Here is a 15,839-nt window from a genome sequence, read left to right on the forward strand (position 1 = left end):
GGATATCAGCAACCCGATCCATATCCAGAACAGTTTGGTAAATAGTCCGTCCTGGACCGGCTGCATAGACATGTATCACTCCACTCGCCGAACCCGACGGGCGTCATGCTTTCTCCGCAGGGCGGCGCGCACCAAGGCTGTAGGTGACGTCGGCACCCCGCGCAGCGACATCTCCCCTCGTGCGGGGAGTTCTTGCCAAACTTGGAGTTGCCACTTGGCCATACCGCATGGCAGTTGCGATCTCGTTCGCGCTACTTCAGCGTGAAGCGGACGGAAGCCACGGCCTTTCCAACCTTCGAGACTGCAACCACGGCTTTTGTGCCTGAGGCGACCTTGAAATTGCCGGCGGCTTCGAGCTTGCCATCCACGGGCTGGAGCTGGACTTCCTGCTTGTCGCTACCCGCCAGGAGAGTGGCCTTCGCGGTCATGCCTGAAACGTCAAACGGCTTGCCGTGGTCGCGCATGAACAGTTGCAGCTTGTCGGCCTTGGCCACCAGCTCGTAGTCCACATCTTTCGCTTGAGCGGTGACGCCCCCGTGCATCGGCTTGGCTTCGTGGCCGTGGTCATCGGCAGCGAAGGCCGTGCCGGAGATCGATACCGCGAGCGCGATGAGGACTTGAGAGAATTTCATGAAAGTTCCTTTGGAGCGAGATTTATGGAAAGGAGAGGTCCCGCCGCGAGCGGGACCTTTCACAACTACACGGGAGCGGACACGTCCGGCGGGTGCGAGGGCTCGGCCGAAACGTCCTCATCTTTCTCATCGGGCCTGTGGGCCAGACGGTAAAGAATTGGCAGAACGAGCAGCGTGAGCAGTGTGGAAGAGAGAATTCCACCGATTACTACCGTTGCCAAAGGCCGCTGAACTTCGGCGCCTGTGCCTGTAGCGATGGCCATGGGAATGAAGCCCAGCGATGCCACGAGCGCAGTCATGAGCACTGGCCGCAACCGGGTCAAAGCGCCTTCGCGAATCGCTGCATCAAGCCCAACACCGTCCTCCCTCAAGCTGCGGATGTAGGAAATCATCACCAGCCCGTTGAGCACTGCTACGCCAGAGAGTGCAATGAAGCCCACGGCAGCGGAGATGGACATAGGGATATCGCGCAGCCACAGCGCCAGGATGCCCCCCGTCAAAGCGAATGGGATGCCCGTAAAGACCAGCAGTCCATCCTTGGCATTTCCGAACATTGCGAACAACAGGACGAAGACAAGCAGCAGGGAAACCGGCACAACAATCTGCAGGCGCTTGGTTGCCGATTGCAGGTTTTCAAAGGTGCCGCCCCAGCTCGTCCAGTAGCCGGTAGGAATCTTGATCTGGGCCAGGCCTTGTTCAGCCTCCGCTACGAACGAACCCACGTCGCGACCCCGCACATTGGTGCTCACCACGATACGTCGCTTGCCGTTCTCGCGGCTGACCTGGTTGGGGCCAGGGGCAAGCTCGAACGTCGCCACCTCACCCAACGGGATGAAATTGGTCTTGGTCTCCGTACCACTCTCAGAGCGCGGCAGCGGTATGGGCAGCCGCTTCATCGCTTCCAAATCATTGCGGACGGTCTCGGGGAGACGGACCAGAATGTCGAATCGACGATCTCCTTCAAACATCGTGCCTGCCTCCCGTCCGCCGATGGCCGTAGCCACGGTGTCCTGGACGTCAGCAACGTTCAGCCCATAGCGTGCGGCCTTCTGGCGGTCGATGTTCACGGTCAGCATCGGAAGGCCCGTCGTCTGCTCGACCTTCACCTCAGAGGAGCCCTGGATCTTCTGCAGCATCGCTGAGACTTCTTCAGCGGACTTGTTGAGCACCTCCATGTCGTCGCCGAAGATCTTGACTGCCACATCGCTTCGCACACCCGAGATCAGCTCGTTGAAGCGCAGCTGAATGGGCTGGGAAAACTCATAGTTGTTGCCCGGGATTTTCCCGATGACTTCCTGAATCGCCGCGAGTAATTCGTCGCGGGTTTTTCGAGGTTCGGGCCATTCGGCCATTGGCTTGAGCATGATGTACCCGTCCGAAATGTTCGGCGGCATGGGGTCCGAGGCAATCTCCGCAGTACCGGTTCTGGCGAAGATGCGCTCGATCTCGGGGAATTTCTCTTTCAAGGTCCTTTCAATCTGCTGCTGCATTTGGACTGACTGGGAAAGGCTGGTGCCTGGGATGCGCAGCGCCTGGATCGCAAAGTCGCCTTCATTGAGATTGGGTACAAACTCGCTGCCCATACGCGTGGCGATCAACCCGCACAAGATCACCGCAACTGCAGCTGCGGTCAGTACGACCGCCTTGGCGGCCATGACACGGTCGAGCAGTGGACCATACAAGCGCTTGGCATGGCCCAGCAGGAAGTTTTCCTTCTCGCTGACCCGATTGCCGATGAACAGGGCCACCGCTGCGGGGATGAATGTCACCGACAGAACCATGGCGCCCAGCAGTGCCGCGACCACCGTGAATGCCATGGGGTGGAACATCTTCCCTTCAACGCCTGTCAGCGCGAAGATGGGCAGGTACACCACCATGATGATGAGCTGTCCGAACAGCAATGGACGCCTTGACTCCTGGGATGCCAAAAACACCTCATGGAAGCGCTCAGCCCGCGTCAGTGGCCGACCGTGGTGCGCTTGTGCATGGGCAAGTCTCCGTACGCAGTTCTCAACGATCACCACCGCTCCGTCGATGATGATGCCGAAGTCCAACGCTCCCAGGCTCATCAGGTTGGCGCTCACCTTGTACTGAACCATACCCGTGAAGGTAAAAAGCATCGACAAGGGGATGACCATTGCCGTGATGACGGCGGCACGGATGTTGCCCAGAAAAAGGAACAGGATCACGATCACGAGGACGGCACCTTCCAGCAGGTTCTTCTTCACCGTACTGATGGCCTTGTCAACGAGCACCGTACGGTCATAGACGGTCACCGCGTGGACTCCGTCCGGAAGACTCTTGTTGACCTCCACCATCTTCTCGCTCACGGCCTGCGAGACGGTTCGGCTGTTTTCGCCGATCAGCATGAACACTGTCCCGAGAACCACTTCGCGGCCGTTGTCTGTGGCTGCGCCAGTGCGCAGCTCCCGGCCAATACCCACTTCCGCCACGTCCCGGATGCGCACGGGCACGCCGTTGACACTGCTGAGGATCACGTTGCCGATGTCTTCCAGGGACTTCACCTGTCCTGGCGCCCGGATGAGGTATTGCTCGCCGCGCTTTTCGATATAACCCGCGCCGACATTGCCATTGTTGCGCTCTAGAGCGGTGACCACATCCTGCATCGTCACGCCCAGTGAAGCCAGGCGCTCGGGGATTGGCGCTATCTGATACTCCTTGGCGAAGCCACCAATGGAGTTGATTTCCGTCACGCCTGGGACGTTTCGCAGTTGCGGCTTGATGATCCAATCCTGGATCTCGCGCAGGTCGGTTGGGGTGTAGGGTGAGCCGTCGGGCTTCTTCGCCCCGTCCTTGGTTTCGACCGTCCAGAGATAGATTTCCCCCAGCCCGGTGGAGATGGGCCCCAGTGCCGGCGTGATACCGGCGGGCAGCTTGTCGCGCGCTTCCTGGATGCGCTCGTTGACGAGCTGACGTGCGAAATAGATGTCGGTGCCGTCCTTGAAGATGACGGTCACCTGCGACAGGCCATAGCGCGAAAGCGACCTGGTTTGTTCCAGGTTCGGCAGGCCGGCCATGACCGTCTCGATAGGGTACGTGACCCGCTGCTCCGTCTCCAGCGGCGAGTAACCCGGTGTCTGCGTGTTGATCTGAACCTGTACGTTCGTGATGTCGGGGACAGCGTCGATGGGCAGCTTCTGATAGCTGAAAACGCCGAGCGCAGCCATCGCGAGGGCCGCAAGCAGCACCAACCATCGTTGTTCGATTGAAAATCGAATCAGTTTTTCAAACATGTGTGGGCTCCGTGATTAGTGCGTGTGTTCGGCAGATCCCTTGCCGAGCTCGGACTTCACAACGAAGCTGCCCGATGAGGCGTAGGACATGCCAGACTTGAGTCCCTGAAGGACCTCGATCCGCTTGCCATCGCTTCGACCAAGTTTCACTGGCTGGGTAATGAAGCCGCCGTTGACCTTGAGGAACACAACAGGCTTTTCTCCGACGTTCTGCACGGCGTCAGCCGAGATCGTCACAGGCGCCGCCGTTTCTTCGGACACAACTTCAACGTTCACGAACAGGCCGGGACGCCAGGCGCCCTTGGGATTTTCCAGAACCACGCGGGCCTTCGCTGTGCGGGTCTGCTCCCCGATCAGCGCGCCCACAAAAGCGACGGTGCCAGTGGCGGATGCCTCAAACGCCGTGGCCTTGATGGTGACCTTCTCGCCCACCCTCACCGACGGCAAGTCTTTTGCCGGAACGTTGATCTCCGCCCACACCTGGGTGAGATCCGAGATGGTGAACACGGCTGCATCTTCTTTCACGGCTTCGCCGAGACTAAGGTGCTTCTCGATGACGATGCCGTTGAAAGGCGCACGCAGTTCGATGCGATTCAAACCAGACACCGACGAGGTGGACAGGCCCAGCGCACTCAGTTTCTGATTGGCGTTGGCTACAGCCACCTCCGCTTCGCTCAGGGCCTGCTTGGCCTGGAGGTAGTCCTGTTCAGCCGAGACCTTCTGCTCCCACAGCTTCTTCTCCCGCTCGTATGTGGTCTTGGCCAGCGCCAATCGCTTTTGAGCGGTCTGCAACTCGCTGCGCTGCTCTGAGGCGGTCGGGCTTGCGATGGCGGCCAGCACCTGCCCTTTCTTGACGACTTGGCCAAGGTTGGCGCTGACACTTTCCACCACTCCCGCAAGACGGGGGACAACGTGCGAAGTGCGGTCTTCGTTCAGCCGGATCTCGCCGGGCAAAAGCAGTGCCGTCTTGATGTTGGCTGCCGACACGGTGTCCACACTGATCGATGCCGCCTTGATCTGTGCGTCGGTCAGTTCGATCTTTCCTTCTTCCTTGCTCATCACGAACATGAAGGGCTCTGTGGCAGTCTGCGCAATGATCTCGATGTCGAACGCATGGGGTTCGGCAACGATCTCGCGGCTGACCAGGTTGTCTTTTTCCGCAGCAAATGTCAGCTTTTGCTTTTCGTCCGTCGGGCGGGTCACTGTTGCCGTGACCGTTGCCGCGCTCAGGGGTAGGGCCTTGTCTTTATCGAACAGCCAGATTCGCAGCCGAGGCTCGCCACCATCTTCCGACAGCAGTGCTTCCAGACTGAAATCGCCTTCCTTGAAGACGGTACCGCCATGGGCACCCTTGGCTTCGCTCTTTTCGTGGTGCTCGCCGTCCGCATGGCCCTTGTCATCGTCGTGGCCCTTTTCCCCGCCTTTGCCATGGTGCTCACCATCGCCGTGCTCCTTGGCCTCGGTGTGGCCGCCGTGACCGTGGCCATCACCCTCGGCGGCCGCGGCTTTGGGTTTACCGCCGCCCTGAAGGATGAAGGCTCCCGCTCCGACCCCCAATGCAAGGACGACGGCAATGGCGATCAAGTGCTTTTTGCTGATGATGGATTTGCTGGTGTTCATGGTCATTTTCAGTTCTGCGTTGCGATCAGGCGTGGACCGGTAGAGCCGCCGAGCAGACGGTCGACATCGGCTGCTGCGCGATGTGCCTCGCCAAGTGCTTTGAGATATTGGGATTTGGCGGTGAAGTAGGTGCGCTGCGCATCGAGCACCTCCAGGAAATTGAACTTGCCGTTTTCGAAGCCAATGGTTGCGGCGTCGTAAGCGGACTTCGCGCCCGGAAGGACGTCCTGACGCAGTGACTGGACCTCTGCCGCGATCGTGGACAGCCTCTCCTGGGCCTGCGCCACTTCGCTGTGCAGGCGCACGGTGGCCCCCTGCAACTCGTCTCGGGCCTTGTCCTCCAGCTTCAGTGCTTCGAGGAGATTGCCTTGGTTTCGGTCAAACACGGGCAGAGGTACGGAGACACCGAAAAGAAGAATGTTTCGCTGCGTTTCGTTGCTGCGCTGTATACCAGCGCTGACGGTGATGTCCGGCACCCGCTTGCTTTGTTCCAGGTCGGTCAAGGCCTTGCGTCGATCCACCTCGATCCTTGCCAGGACAACCGCTGGCGAAGAAGAAATAAGGGACTGAAGATCGGCGAGTTTCGGTACAGGGGGGAGGTTTTCGGCCTTGCCCTCCAGGACCGTGAAAGGCGCTTCGATCTTTCCCAATAGCGCGAACAGACGAGACAGGGCATTGCGTTGTTCGCTCGCCGCCTGGGCGAGCTCGACGCGAATACCCGCTTCCGCAACCCGGGCCTTGGACTCTTCGACAGGCGACACTTTGCCGGCAGCCACCCGCTTAGCGACAGTGTCGGTTGAAGACTTGGCCAGCGCCACGCTGTCCTTGGCGAGCACCAGGCGCTCTTGCGCAGTCAGCACGTCGAAATAGGCTGTAGCCACGTTGGCTCGCAAGGCTGCCTTCAGCTCGTTGAGTTGGGCCTGCGCCTGCTCGCGGGACTTTTCAGCTGCCTTGGTGCGCGCAGCACGCTTCCCCCCCAGTTCCACCGGAAGATTGAGCTGCCAACTTTGCGTGCGCGTTCTGGAGCGCGCGTCTTCCAGCGAATAGGCGAGCTCTGGATTGGGGCGTGCGCGCCCTTGCAGAACTTGCCCCTCGGTTGCCTCCCACTGGCGCGTCGCCGCTGCCACCTCGGGACTTCCCTCCAAAGCCAGTTCGATTGCCTTGGTCAGCGACAGCGGCGTAGCGGGTGCTGTTGCGGCAGTCTGAAGTGCTTCCTCGCCAACGACGGGCCGTTGTGACACGCCCTGCGAAAGGGCACTGCCGGAGGCGGCGACCAGCAATATGGCCGCCGCGCTAGCTGCGAGCCCGATTTTCTTGCGGCCGCGCCATGCCTGCGGCTTTCCTTGAAGGTAAATACCCTTGAACATTCGATTCTCCAGTGATTTCAAAACACAAAGGAATCAGTGGGGTGGCAACCGTGCAGTTGCTTGGCAACTCGTCACTCATCACAGCCGCGACACGCGCAACTACATCCGCCAGAGGGGCGGACACGAATGACTGAAGGAAGGAGAGATACCCCGCCGATTAGGCGAGGACGGACCACTGAGGGCGGTCAGGGGGATTGGGCGTTACACAAGCCAACCGCTCGCTGGGCTGGGCATCCAAACTACTGTCATGAGAGCCGCCTTGCTTGGCATAGGACAAGTTGAAGACGCCGATGCCGACGCCATGGCAAACCCAGCAATCGGAATCAACCTGGTCGGCGTTTTGCCCGTTCTTGTCTGCTGGGTCAACCACGCTTTTGGCCTCATGCTCATGCTCATGATGCCCCACATGTTGTGTCTGAGCCGTAGCGCGTTCATGCATGCAATAGCTAGCAACCGCAGACCAGCTGAACTGGAGCGGTAGCAATGCCAGTATAAAAACAGCTATCAAGCGGCGCATTTTTTGAGTCTAGCACGCGACAATGAAGTCTTCGTGTGAGCAAGGATAGACTCTGGATAGAGGCGATGCGTTGAAAATCAGCTGCCGGAGTACAGTTCCTTCATACGCTGTTTTTCAGCGGCAGACATGCTCAGGTATTCCTGTTGCACCTGCTCACGGGTCTTGGAGGGGCTCATTGCCTTGACAGGCAGAGCACCACCGCGCGCGATGATCGCCAGTGTGCCGTCCTTACGGGCGACGGTCACCGCCTGAAGAGCGTCGGCACGGGACATCGCGCTCTGGAAATGGTCGGGATGGGTGGTAAATCCCACTTCGCCATCTGCAGGGTGATACAGCGAGGATGCAGACGCCAAACCTGGAGCCGCGATGGCAAGGGCGATCAGGGAAAGCGCGAGGGGTTTGCGAACAATCATGGTTTTTTCTCTGGGTTCAGGTAAGCACTTGGCGATTTGCCTAGGCGATGCCTTGCGACACGAGATGAACTTTAGAAAGCGAACCGCGACAAGACACCAACAGCCAGATGACAAATTCGTAATATTTGAATACCCCGCATGCTTCGACAATGGCGTCATGAAAATTTTGCTCATTGAAGACGAAGTCAAGCTTGCTGAGTACCTGCGCAAGGGACTAGGAGAGGTCGGCTACGTGGTGGACGTAGCCCACAACGGCGTGGATGGGCTGCACATGGCCCTCGAAGGCGGGCACGACCTGCTGGTGCTGGACGCGATGCTCCCAGGGATCGACGGTTTCAGCCTCCTCACCGCTTTTCGCAAATCCAGGCAGACACCCGTTTTGATGTTGACAGCGAGGGTGAGCGTCGAGGACCGCGTGCTGGGACTGCAGACAGGTGCTGACGACTATCTGGTTAAGCCCTTCGCGTTTTCCGAACTTAACGCACGCATCCAGGTGCTCCTGAGGCGCACGCATGGCACACGGGATGCGGCAGAGCCCACGCAACTGCGCCTTGCCGATCTCGACGTGGACTTGGTGCGGCGCAAGGCGTTCCGCGGCGGTCAGAAGTTGGAGCTGACCGCCAAGGAGTTCCTGCTTCTGACACTGTTCCTGCGAAGGAACGGCGAGGTACTGTCTCGCACCGAGATTGCCGAGCAGGTGTGGGACATGAATTTCGACAGCAACACCAACGTGGTGGAGGTGGCCATCCGGCGCTTGCGCAACAAGATCGATGCGCCCTTCGAGAAGGCACTGCTTCACACCGTTCGGGGTATGGGTTACATCATGGAAGAGCGCAAGGAATGAATGCACTGATCCAATATCGCTCACTGCGCCAGCGGCTTTCCTGGTGGCTGGCGCTGCAAAGCTTTGCCGGCCTCGGGTTGGTCTGTCTGGCTGTGTATCTGGTGACCGAGTTCAATTTCCGTGATCGGCAAGAGGACACGCTGGCCCAAAAAGAGAATGTCATTCGACACCTGTTGGCGGACGGTAAAGAGCACGGGAAGTCAGAAGACCTCGCGCACAAGCTCGACGATTTCCTGGTGGGGCACGGAGATCTGTCGCTTGAAGTGACTCGGGGCGACGGGGCCGTGCTCTACGCACACACCCGCAACCAGAATGCGAAGACGGTGTGGCGTCAACGGCAGTTCGAGGTTGCACAGACTGCGGGCCAGCCCCCCTCCAAGGTTTTGCGCGTCCGGTTATCGTTGGACATCCAAACGGACAACCAGTTGCTGCACCGGCTTGCACTTACCTTGCTGGTGGCAGCCATCGGAGGGGCCATCGTGGTTTCGCTGGGTGGCTTCTCCCTGGTCAACCTGGGCCTGGCGCCCGTTCGAAGACTGGTCAGCCAGACGCGTGCGTTGTCGGCGGACAACCTGCACCACCGGCTCGACGGTGCAGAGCAACCCCTTGAACTCGTGCCCCTGATCGACCAGTTCAATGCGCTCCTGGAACGCATCGAAAATGCCTACTCACAGATGGAGGGCTTCAATGCCGACGTAGCGCACGAGTTGTGCACGCCACTGGCCACGCTCATTGCCAACAATGAACTGGCGCTAAGGCGCCCTGAACAGGAGGACATGCGAGAGGTCCTAGCTTCCAACCTGGAGGAATTACATCGCCTGACCGCCATTGTCAACGACATGCTGTTCCTGTCCCAGGCGGATCGGGGCGTGGGCGCACGCCGCGCTCCCGTAGTTAGCCTTGCATCGATGGCTGCAGACGTGTTGGACTACCACGAGGCGGCGCTGGCCGAGGCCGGTCTCACCGCCGAAGTGGTGGGCGATGCCCATGGTGCCTTTGACGTGCCGCTGTTGCGCCGGGCCCTGTCAAACCTGCTAGGCAACGCCACCCGATACGCAAAAAATGGCTCGATCGTCCAGGTCACCTTCAAGCCTTCTGATGAGGACCGCGTGCTGATCCGTGTCGCTAACTGCGGAGATACCATCGATCCAGAGGTACTTCCGCACCTGTTTGATCGATTCTTCCGCGGCGATCCCGCTCGCAGCCATGGGCAAAGCAACCATGGCCTCGGCTTGGCCATCGTTGGCGCGATCGCTCGCATGCACCAGGGTGAGCCGGTTGCATGGTCAGAGAACGGGGTGACGATTGTCGGGATGGAAATCCGCGCTCTGTAACGAGCTCTGGTGCCGGTGATCCCACTTACGCATCCATGAGCCCGAACTGTGCTTCTTCAGGGGGGGCTGGATCGATTTTCTGATTTATGAGTTCGTGTTTTCGGGTTGGATGTTCTGCAATTGACCGAAGCGACTCCATCGCACTTACTCCCATGCAGGATATTTTCCCATGTCTTCATGGTCGGGCCTTGTCACCGCGATAAGGTCAAGAACAGCAAAAGATGACAGAAAAGTCATCGTGCTGTCCGCGTTCTGTTGGGTCAGGATTTCTACGATGAACACATCTCATCATCGCTTGGCAAAGGCATGGGAGATGCAAAATTTACTGACTTCTATAAGGACCTTAGCCATGACTCAACGTCGTCTCTCCCTTTCTTCCATGATCGCAGCAGTGGCCGCAGTGGTCACTCTGGGTCTTCCAGGGATGGCTTCGGCAGCGTACGAGCATCCTGCCAACAATGAAAAGGGCATCATCGTTCACCCGGAACACTGGAAGAGCGATAAGACGCGAGAGCAGGTTATCGCGGAAACCAAGGCTGCCATGCAGCAAGGACTCCTCTCTTATGGCGAGAGCAACTACCCAATGCCTGTGCCTAATGTGGGCCCAGGGAAAACTCGTCAGGAAGTGATCAACGAAATGCTGAACGAGTCACCTGCCGAACGCGACGCGCGTCAGCGTCTCTACTATCCGGGTTGATCGCCCCCAGTTGCGGTTCCAGCGGATTATGCTGAACCCAGCCTTTGAGATCTCTGGCGTCGGCCTGACTAACCTCGGGAAAGCCCAGGCCGCCGCCCAATTTCCCATGCCACCCCACTGCCGCGCACCGTCGCGGCAACCTGCTTTCCCAACTGCTGCTCGATTACCGGCTTCCACGGCACCAGGCAAAATCCCAGGCCGTCATTGAGCATGGCGTAGCGCCCGCTGGCGAGCATCACGCTTCGCCGGTAGATGCCCGCTACGCGCTCCCTATCGGGGAGGGGCCGATGCTCCAGCCCGGTTTCAGCGGCAATGTCTTCGCGGCATGCGACAGCTCGCGGTTGCGCAGCGTCGCCGGAAGATTGCGCGTCAGGATGATGCGCTGCCCGCGCCGCTCGGTCAGACCCTAGTCGGCCAGGAAGTCGGCGCGTTTCTGTAGTACTTCCTTGGCCGCGCTGCCAAACCCTAGTTAGCTCAGCTCTTTACCGGCGCCGATCAACTGCTGGTCCAGCCAGGCGGCCCCAATCACGCGCGCCTGCCGCTCAATGGGCAGGTGCGTCATCTCCACGGCCACCCACGTCGATCGACAAAGCCTTGAGTCGATGCGCGCGTTCCCTGCGCCTCTTCCTTCTTGTGATCCGATGCTATTGAAAACCCTGTAGCGGGTGCAGAGTCAAGTTCACAGGTTTTACAGTGACCGAGACATGCGTATAGCCCGACGATGAGGCAGCCAGCTGCCCGCGAAGTTCAGCCCATTGGGTCTGCACAAACACGCACCTTGCGCGCTGCTGCAGATGACAAATTTGTCATCCAGATGATCGCTATCTGTTGGTTACGGATCGCTAGAGTCCTTCATGTCGCCCCAAGGCGTCACTGCGCCGACATCGGCGGCGCGGTCATCATTAAGAAGGAACTCTACATGCGTTCGACTCGCCTCATCCAGGTGGCCATTATTTTCGGCATGGCCTCTGCGTCTGCCATGGCAGCTGACACGTTTGCCAACGGTCAATCGTTCTACGGTCAACCCGCTCAGCAGGCCGCCAAAGCCCGAGTCGTGGATGTCTCAACCGCCCGGCACCTGAACGTTGCCTACGGTGATACGGTCACGTTCCGCAGCGAAGGCAAGGAGTTCTCGTGGACGTTCAACGGGCTCGATCGCCGGCCCGTGGACCTGGCAAAGATCGCGCCAGCCGGATTCACGGGCAAGTCGCTCAACGTGTATGTCGCGCAAAACCCGTTGACCCGGAACTAAGGGGTCACGCGCCGCGCCTGAGGGTTGCTGTCAAGCAGGGAGGGGCATCATTGGATATCTTTGGTCGCCACGTCGTACAGCAGCGGCACGAAAAAATCGGACTGTGCATCACCCTCGGGCGGCCGGCGCGCGTCAAGGTAGGGTTGGTAAGTCAGTGCTTGACGCCGCGCTGTTTGGTACCGGTACCGATTTCGCGATGCACTCCAGGCAGATGCGACTCGATGGGTGGGGTTGGTGGGATGTGGTTGTGTTGACGCGCGGCAATTACCAGACCGCCCAAGATGCCGCAGTCCCCGGCCAAATGACCAGATGAACACTGCCGCTGCAAACTGCGCAACTCTGCTTCCAGCGCCTGAAGTTCTCGAATACGGTCAACCACGTGCCCGATATGTGCCTGCAGCAGCGCGTCCACCGCGCCGCAGTTCTCACCGGGCGCGTCTTTGAAATGCAGCAGCACGCGGATCTCATCGAGTGTCATGTCCAGGCTGCGACAGTGCCGGATGAAGGCCAGACGCTCGACGTGGCTACCGTCGTACACCCTGTAGTTGCTTTCCGTGCGCTTTGCTGTCGGCAGCAGTTGCACCCGCTCGTAGTAGCGGATGGTTTCTGTCTGCGTGCCGGTGGCCTTGGCCAGTTCGCCAATTTTCATTGCTCCGCTTTCAAAAATGAGCTTGCTGTAGAACGCCGCACGATGCATTTCTGTGCTACCACTTGACTTTAAAGTCACTATAGGGTTTCCAATTAGGCCATGAAACCAGAAACCAGCACCTCCACAAGCGTTGACTCCTGCTGTTCCGCAGGTCGTTCAAGTCCTGCCACGCCTGGCAATGTGACCGCCAGCGTTTCTGGCCAGGCCAGGCTTTTCAAAATCGCGACCATGGACTGCAGCGCCGAGGAGGCGGAAATCCGCCGGGCGCTGGAGCCACTGGAAGGTATCCGCTCTTTGGGATTTCAGCTTGGCGCGCGCACGCTGAAGATCGATGCGCAAGAAAGTGCGTACCCCTTGGCCCTGGAGGCGATCCGCAAAGCGGGATTCGATCCGCAGCCCGTGGCCACGGCATCAGCCCCCCAAATCAGCCAGGGCAAGCTTTTCAAAATCGCGACCATGGACTGCAGCGCCGAGGAGGCGGAAATCCGTCGGGCGCTGGAGCCACTGGAAGGTATCCGCTCTTTGGGATTTCAGCTTGGTGCGCGCACGCTGAAGATCGATGCGCAAGAAAGTGCGTATCCCTTGGCCCTGGAGGCGATCCGCAAAGCGGGCTTCGATCCGCAGCCCGTGGCTGCAGCTGTGCGTTCTGAAGAAGGAAAGGCAGCGGGACATGCCGAAGGCGATGACCATCAACACGGGTTTGCCGGTGGCATTTCCCGCCTAGTTGCCGCGCTTGTATTCGCCACGGGAGCGGAGGTGCTCTCCTTCTTCGCACCCGATCAAATGGCCTGGAAGGTGGCAGGCATGGCCATTGCCGCGCTGGCTATCTGGCTGGCAGGTATCGACACCTACAAGAAGGGCGTTGCAGCGCTGCTGCGCGGCAAGCTCAACATCAATGCCCTGATGTCGGTGGCCGTCACTGGCGCATTCCTCATTGGCCAGTGGCCAGAGGCCGCCATGGTGATGGCCCTGTACGCCATTGCCGAGCTGATCGAAGCCAAGGCTGTGGACCGGGCCCGAAACGCCATCAAGGGTTTGCTGGAACTGGCGCCGGAAGAAGCGCTGGTGCTCGGCCCTGACGGCGCATGGACCGTCACGCCGGTCGCCTCGGTGGCCATTGGCGCGACCGTGCGCATCAAACCAGGCGAACGTGTGCCGCTGGACGGTAAGGTGACCAAAGGCAACGGGGCCATAAACCAGGCCCCCGTCACGGGAGAGAGCATCCCCGTGGACAAGGCACCTGGCGACCAGGTATTCGCCGGCACCATCAATGAAACTGGTGAGCTGGAATTCCAAGTAACGGCCTTGTCCAGCAACACCACTCTTGCCAGGATCATTCAAGCCGTCGAACAAGCGCAGGGGACCCGCGCACCGACACAACGCTTTGTTGATCGGTTCGCCGCCATCTACACGCCTGCGGTCTTCGCCATCGCTGTGGCGGTGGCCTTGCTCACGCCCTTTCTGATGGGCCTGACATGGCTGGAAGCACTCTACAAGGCGCTGGTCTTGCTGGTGATTGCTTGTCCGTGTGCCCTGGTGATTTCCACGCCTGTCACGGTGGTCAGCGGATTGGCCGCGGGCGCGCGTCGCGGGATATTGATCAAGGGTGGAACCTACCTGGAGGACGCGAGGCTCCTGAAGGCGGTGGCGCTGGACAAGACAGGCACGATCACCGAAGGCAAGCCCAAGCTGGTGGAGTGGAAAGTCTGGGGTACGGGAGACGAAGCTGCTACCCAGCAGATGGCCGCCAGCCTGGCCGGCAGGTCCGATCACCCAGTTTCCAAAGCAATCGTCCAGGGTCTGGAAGTCCGAGGACCGGAGGCCGAGAACTTCAAGGCCTTGCCCGGGCGCGGTGTCGAGGGCGTGGTCAACGGGTTGCGCCTGGTGCTGGGCAATCACCGGCTGATCCATGAGCAAGGACTGTGCACCCCGGACTTGGAGGCGGAGCTGGCCATTCACGAAAAGCAAGGCCGCACGGTGACGCTCCTGGCAGACGAATCCCGCGTCCTGGCCCTGTTTGCCGTGGCTGACACGATCCGGGAGACCTCCAAGCAGGCCATTGTCGATCTCAAGGCGCTGGGGGTGACCTCGGTCATGCTGACCGGGGACAACACAGCCACGGCCAAGGCGATCGCGGCGCAGGCCGGCATCGACGACGCTCGCGGTGATTTGCTGCCCGAAGCCAAGCTCGATGCCATCAAAGAGATGCAAAAGCGCTACGGCGCCACCGGCATGACAGGCGATGGCATCAACGATGCACCGGCATTGGCCCAAGCCGATATCGGCTTTGCGATGGGTGGCGCAGGCACCGACACCGCCATGGAAGCAGCCGACGTGGTCATCATGAATGACAACCTGGAGCGCGTCGCGGAGACTGTGCGGCTGTCCAAGCGCACCCACGCGATACTCTGGCAGAACATCACCTTGGCGTTGGGCATCAAGAGCGTGTTCCTGGTGATGGCGGTAGTCGGCACCGCAACCATGTGGATGGCTGTCTTCGCGGACATGGGAGCGAGCTTGCTGGTGGTGGCCAACGGCCTGCGTCTGCTTCGCGGTACACAGGTGGAGCCAGCCACCAAGCCAAGCCGCTCAGAAACGAAAGAGCATGCACATTCCCACTAAGCATGCGCCAGTGCGCGCGCTGGGCCCACTCGGGTAGTGCGGTTCGCCGGCATGCCCCGGCGGCCGGGCCCGCCAGATGGGCGCGCGCAGTCCTGCCATTGAAGCGGCTGTGCGGCGCCTCTACTCAATGGTCCGCGTTCATTTTTTGGAGTTGGAAACCTCTTGCGCCACCAGTTCAGCCAGCTGCTTGTGGCCAAAGCTGGGCAGTGCACGCCCGTTGACGAAGAAGGTGGGGGTCTTCTCCACTTTGAGGGCGGTCAGGTCTTGCACGTCCTGCTGCAGCACGGCGTCCAGCGTAGGTGCTGCCATGTCCGCCCGTGCCCGTAGCATGTCCAGTCCCGCCTGCTCAGCCGCCTTGTAGGCCAACTCCAGGTTGGGGTTTCCATGGTCCGCCCACTGTGGCTGCGCGGCCAGCACCGCCTCCAGAACGGCTTGGTACTTGTCCTGCTGCCGCGCCGATTCCAGCAACTTGACCACCTGCTCCGAGCCCTGGTGGAAAGGTGCATAGCGAATGACCAGCCGCACTTCGCTGGGGTACTGCTGCATCAAATCCTTCACAACCGGGGTCTCCTCGTTTTCAGTGCAATAAGTGACGGTACGCAAAGCTAGCACTGGCGCGGGGGTGGTCTGGGTAGACC

The 15,839-nt window shown here is 60.0% G+C and carries 14 protein-coding genes and 1 pseudogene; 5 read left to right on the forward strand and 10 right to left on the reverse strand.

The features are described from left to right. Window positions 1-251 precede the first annotated feature (251 nt). The 6 genes from AC1Q5S_RS05460 to AC1Q5S_RS05485 all read right to left on the reverse strand — a co-directional run bounded on the left by AC1Q5S_RS05460 (window position 252) and on the right by AC1Q5S_RS05485 (window position 7,803). A complete protein-coding gene (locus tag AC1Q5S_RS05460; RefSeq protein ID WP_291324241.1) occupies window positions 252-632 on the reverse strand; it encodes a hypothetical protein in 381 nt (126 codons plus the stop codon). 65 nt (window positions 633-697) lie between these two features. Further along, a complete protein-coding gene (locus tag AC1Q5S_RS05465) occupies window positions 698-3,886 on the reverse strand; it encodes a CusA/CzcA family heavy metal efflux RND transporter (protein WP_492227299.1) in 3,189 nt (1,062 codons plus the stop codon). A gap of 15 nt (window positions 3,887-3,901) precedes the next feature. After that, window positions 3,902-5,512: an efflux RND transporter periplasmic adaptor subunit gene (locus tag AC1Q5S_RS05470; RefSeq protein WP_492227298.1), complete on the reverse strand. Its 1,611-nt coding sequence runs from the start codon at window positions 5,510-5,512 to the stop codon at window positions 3,902-3,904. 2 nt (window positions 5,513-5,514) lie between these two features. After that, window positions 5,515-6,873 carry a TolC family protein gene (locus tag AC1Q5S_RS05475; RefSeq protein WP_024815611.1) on the reverse strand — a complete coding sequence of 453 codons (1,359 nt, stop codon included), beginning with the start codon at window positions 6,871-6,873 and terminating at the stop codon, window positions 5,515-5,517. 157 nt (window positions 6,874-7,030) lie between these two features. Then, entirely contained in the window at window positions 7,031-7,390 is a 360-nt protein-coding gene (gene czcI, locus AC1Q5S_RS05480; RefSeq protein ID WP_081739431.1) for a cation efflux protein, CzcI family, read from the reverse strand. Between the two features lie 77 nt (window positions 7,391-7,467). Beyond that, a complete protein-coding gene (locus AC1Q5S_RS05485; protein WP_114655495.1) occupies window positions 7,468-7,803 on the reverse strand; it encodes a DUF4148 domain-containing protein in 336 nt (111 codons plus the stop codon). Between the two features lie 157 nt (window positions 7,804-7,960). Here AC1Q5S_RS05485 and AC1Q5S_RS05490 point away from each other — a divergent pair, with 157 nt between their 5' ends. The 3 genes from AC1Q5S_RS05490 to AC1Q5S_RS05500 all read left to right on the forward strand — a co-directional run bounded on the left by AC1Q5S_RS05490 (window position 7,961) and on the right by AC1Q5S_RS05500 (window position 10,678). Next, window positions 7,961-8,647, forward strand: coding sequence for a heavy metal response regulator transcription factor (locus AC1Q5S_RS05490; protein ID WP_114655494.1), 687 nt, complete (start codon window positions 7,961-7,963; stop codon window positions 8,645-8,647). Beyond that, window positions 8,644-9,981 carry a heavy metal sensor histidine kinase gene (locus tag AC1Q5S_RS05495; RefSeq protein ID WP_423120217.1) on the forward strand — a complete coding sequence of 446 codons (1,338 nt, stop codon included), beginning with the start codon at window positions 8,644-8,646 and terminating at the stop codon, window positions 9,979-9,981. Before AC1Q5S_RS05490 ends, AC1Q5S_RS05495 begins: the two co-directional genes overlap by 4 nt. Before the next feature lie 349 nt (window positions 9,982-10,330). Continuing rightward, a complete protein-coding gene (locus tag AC1Q5S_RS05500) occupies window positions 10,331-10,678 on the forward strand; it encodes a DUF4148 domain-containing protein (RefSeq protein ID WP_114655492.1) in 348 nt (115 codons plus the stop codon). Window positions 10,679-10,746: 68 nt separating this feature from the next. Here AC1Q5S_RS05500 and AC1Q5S_RS05505 read toward each other — a convergent pair. Further along, window positions 10,747-11,252 (reverse strand): annotated as a pseudogene (locus AC1Q5S_RS05505) (DUF3363 domain-containing protein); the annotation flags it as partial. A 204-nt stretch (window positions 11,253-11,456) separates the two neighbouring features. Here AC1Q5S_RS05505 and AC1Q5S_RS05510 point away from each other — a divergent pair. Then, entirely contained in the window at window positions 11,457-11,930 is a 474-nt protein-coding gene (locus AC1Q5S_RS05510; protein WP_341240256.1) for a CzcE family metal-binding protein, read from the forward strand. A gap of 151 nt (window positions 11,931-12,081) precedes the next feature. Here the strand turns inward: AC1Q5S_RS05510 and cadR are convergent, their stop codons facing one another. Both cadR and AC1Q5S_RS05520 read right to left on the reverse strand, forming a co-directional pair. Beyond that, complete coding sequence (gene cadR, locus AC1Q5S_RS05515; RefSeq protein WP_114655504.1) at window positions 12,082-12,579, reverse strand: Cd(II)/Pb(II)-responsive transcriptional regulator; 498 nt, start codon at window positions 12,577-12,579, stop codon at window positions 12,082-12,084. 92 nt (window positions 12,580-12,671) lie between these two features. After that, entirely contained in the window at window positions 12,672-12,809 is a 138-nt protein-coding gene (locus AC1Q5S_RS05520; RefSeq protein WP_175502826.1) for a hypothetical protein, read from the reverse strand. Between AC1Q5S_RS05520 and AC1Q5S_RS05525 the strand changes: the two genes are divergently transcribed. Further along, a complete protein-coding gene (locus AC1Q5S_RS05525) occupies window positions 12,808-15,201 on the forward strand; it encodes a heavy metal translocating P-type ATPase (RefSeq protein WP_114655490.1) in 2,394 nt (797 codons plus the stop codon). The two genes, AC1Q5S_RS05520 and AC1Q5S_RS05525, sit on opposite strands and share 2 nt — an antisense overlap. Before the next feature lie 138 nt (window positions 15,202-15,339). Here the strand turns inward: AC1Q5S_RS05525 and AC1Q5S_RS05530 are convergent, their stop codons facing one another. Further along, window positions 15,340-15,813, reverse strand: a complete 474-nt coding sequence (locus AC1Q5S_RS05530; protein ID WP_492238461.1) for a DsbA family protein — start codon at window positions 15,811-15,813, stop codon at window positions 15,340-15,342. Window positions 15,814-15,839: the final 26 nt, after the last annotated feature.

It is taken from the genome of Acidovorax sp. GW835-FHT14B10, assembly GCF_058793725.1.

Excerpts from the sequence above, each read along its gene's own strand:
- cadR (WP_114655504.1), bottom strand. The coding sequence starts at position 12,579 with ATGAAAATTGGCGAACTGGCCAAGGCCACCGGCACGCAGACAGAAACC.
- AC1Q5S_RS05475 (WP_024815611.1), bottom strand. The coding sequence starts at position 6,873 with ATGTTCAAGGGTATTTACCTTCAAGGAAAGCCGCAGGCATGGCGCGGC.
- AC1Q5S_RS05520 (WP_175502826.1), bottom strand. The coding sequence starts at position 12,809 with ATGGTCGCGATTTTGAAAAGCCTGGCCTGGCCAGAAACGCTGGCGGTC.
- AC1Q5S_RS05525 (WP_114655490.1), top strand. The coding sequence starts at position 12,808 with ATGGACTGCAGCGCCGAGGAGGCGGAAATCCGCCGGGCGCTGGAGCCA.
- AC1Q5S_RS05470 (WP_492227298.1), bottom strand. The coding sequence starts at position 5,512 with ATGACCATGAACACCAGCAAATCCATCATCAGCAAAAAGCACTTGATC.
- AC1Q5S_RS05465 (WP_492227299.1), bottom strand. The coding sequence starts at position 3,886 with ATGTTTGAAAAACTGATTCGATTTTCAATCGAACAACGATGGTTGGTG.
- AC1Q5S_RS05460 (WP_291324241.1), bottom strand. The coding sequence starts at position 632 with ATGAAATTCTCTCAAGTCCTCATCGCGCTCGCGGTATCGATCTCCGGC.
- AC1Q5S_RS05500 (WP_114655492.1), top strand. The coding sequence starts at position 10,331 with ATGACTCAACGTCGTCTCTCCCTTTCTTCCATGATCGCAGCAGTGGCC.
- AC1Q5S_RS05485 (WP_114655495.1), bottom strand. The coding sequence starts at position 7,803 with ATGATTGTTCGCAAACCCCTCGCGCTTTCCCTGATCGCCCTTGCCATC.
- AC1Q5S_RS05495 (WP_423120217.1), top strand. The coding sequence starts at position 8,644 with ATGAATGCACTGATCCAATATCGCTCACTGCGCCAGCGGCTTTCCTGG.
- czcI (WP_081739431.1), bottom strand. The coding sequence starts at position 7,390 with ATGCGCCGCTTGATAGCTGTTTTTATACTGGCATTGCTACCGCTCCAG.
- AC1Q5S_RS05490 (WP_114655494.1), top strand. The coding sequence starts at position 7,961 with ATGAAAATTTTGCTCATTGAAGACGAAGTCAAGCTTGCTGAGTACCTG.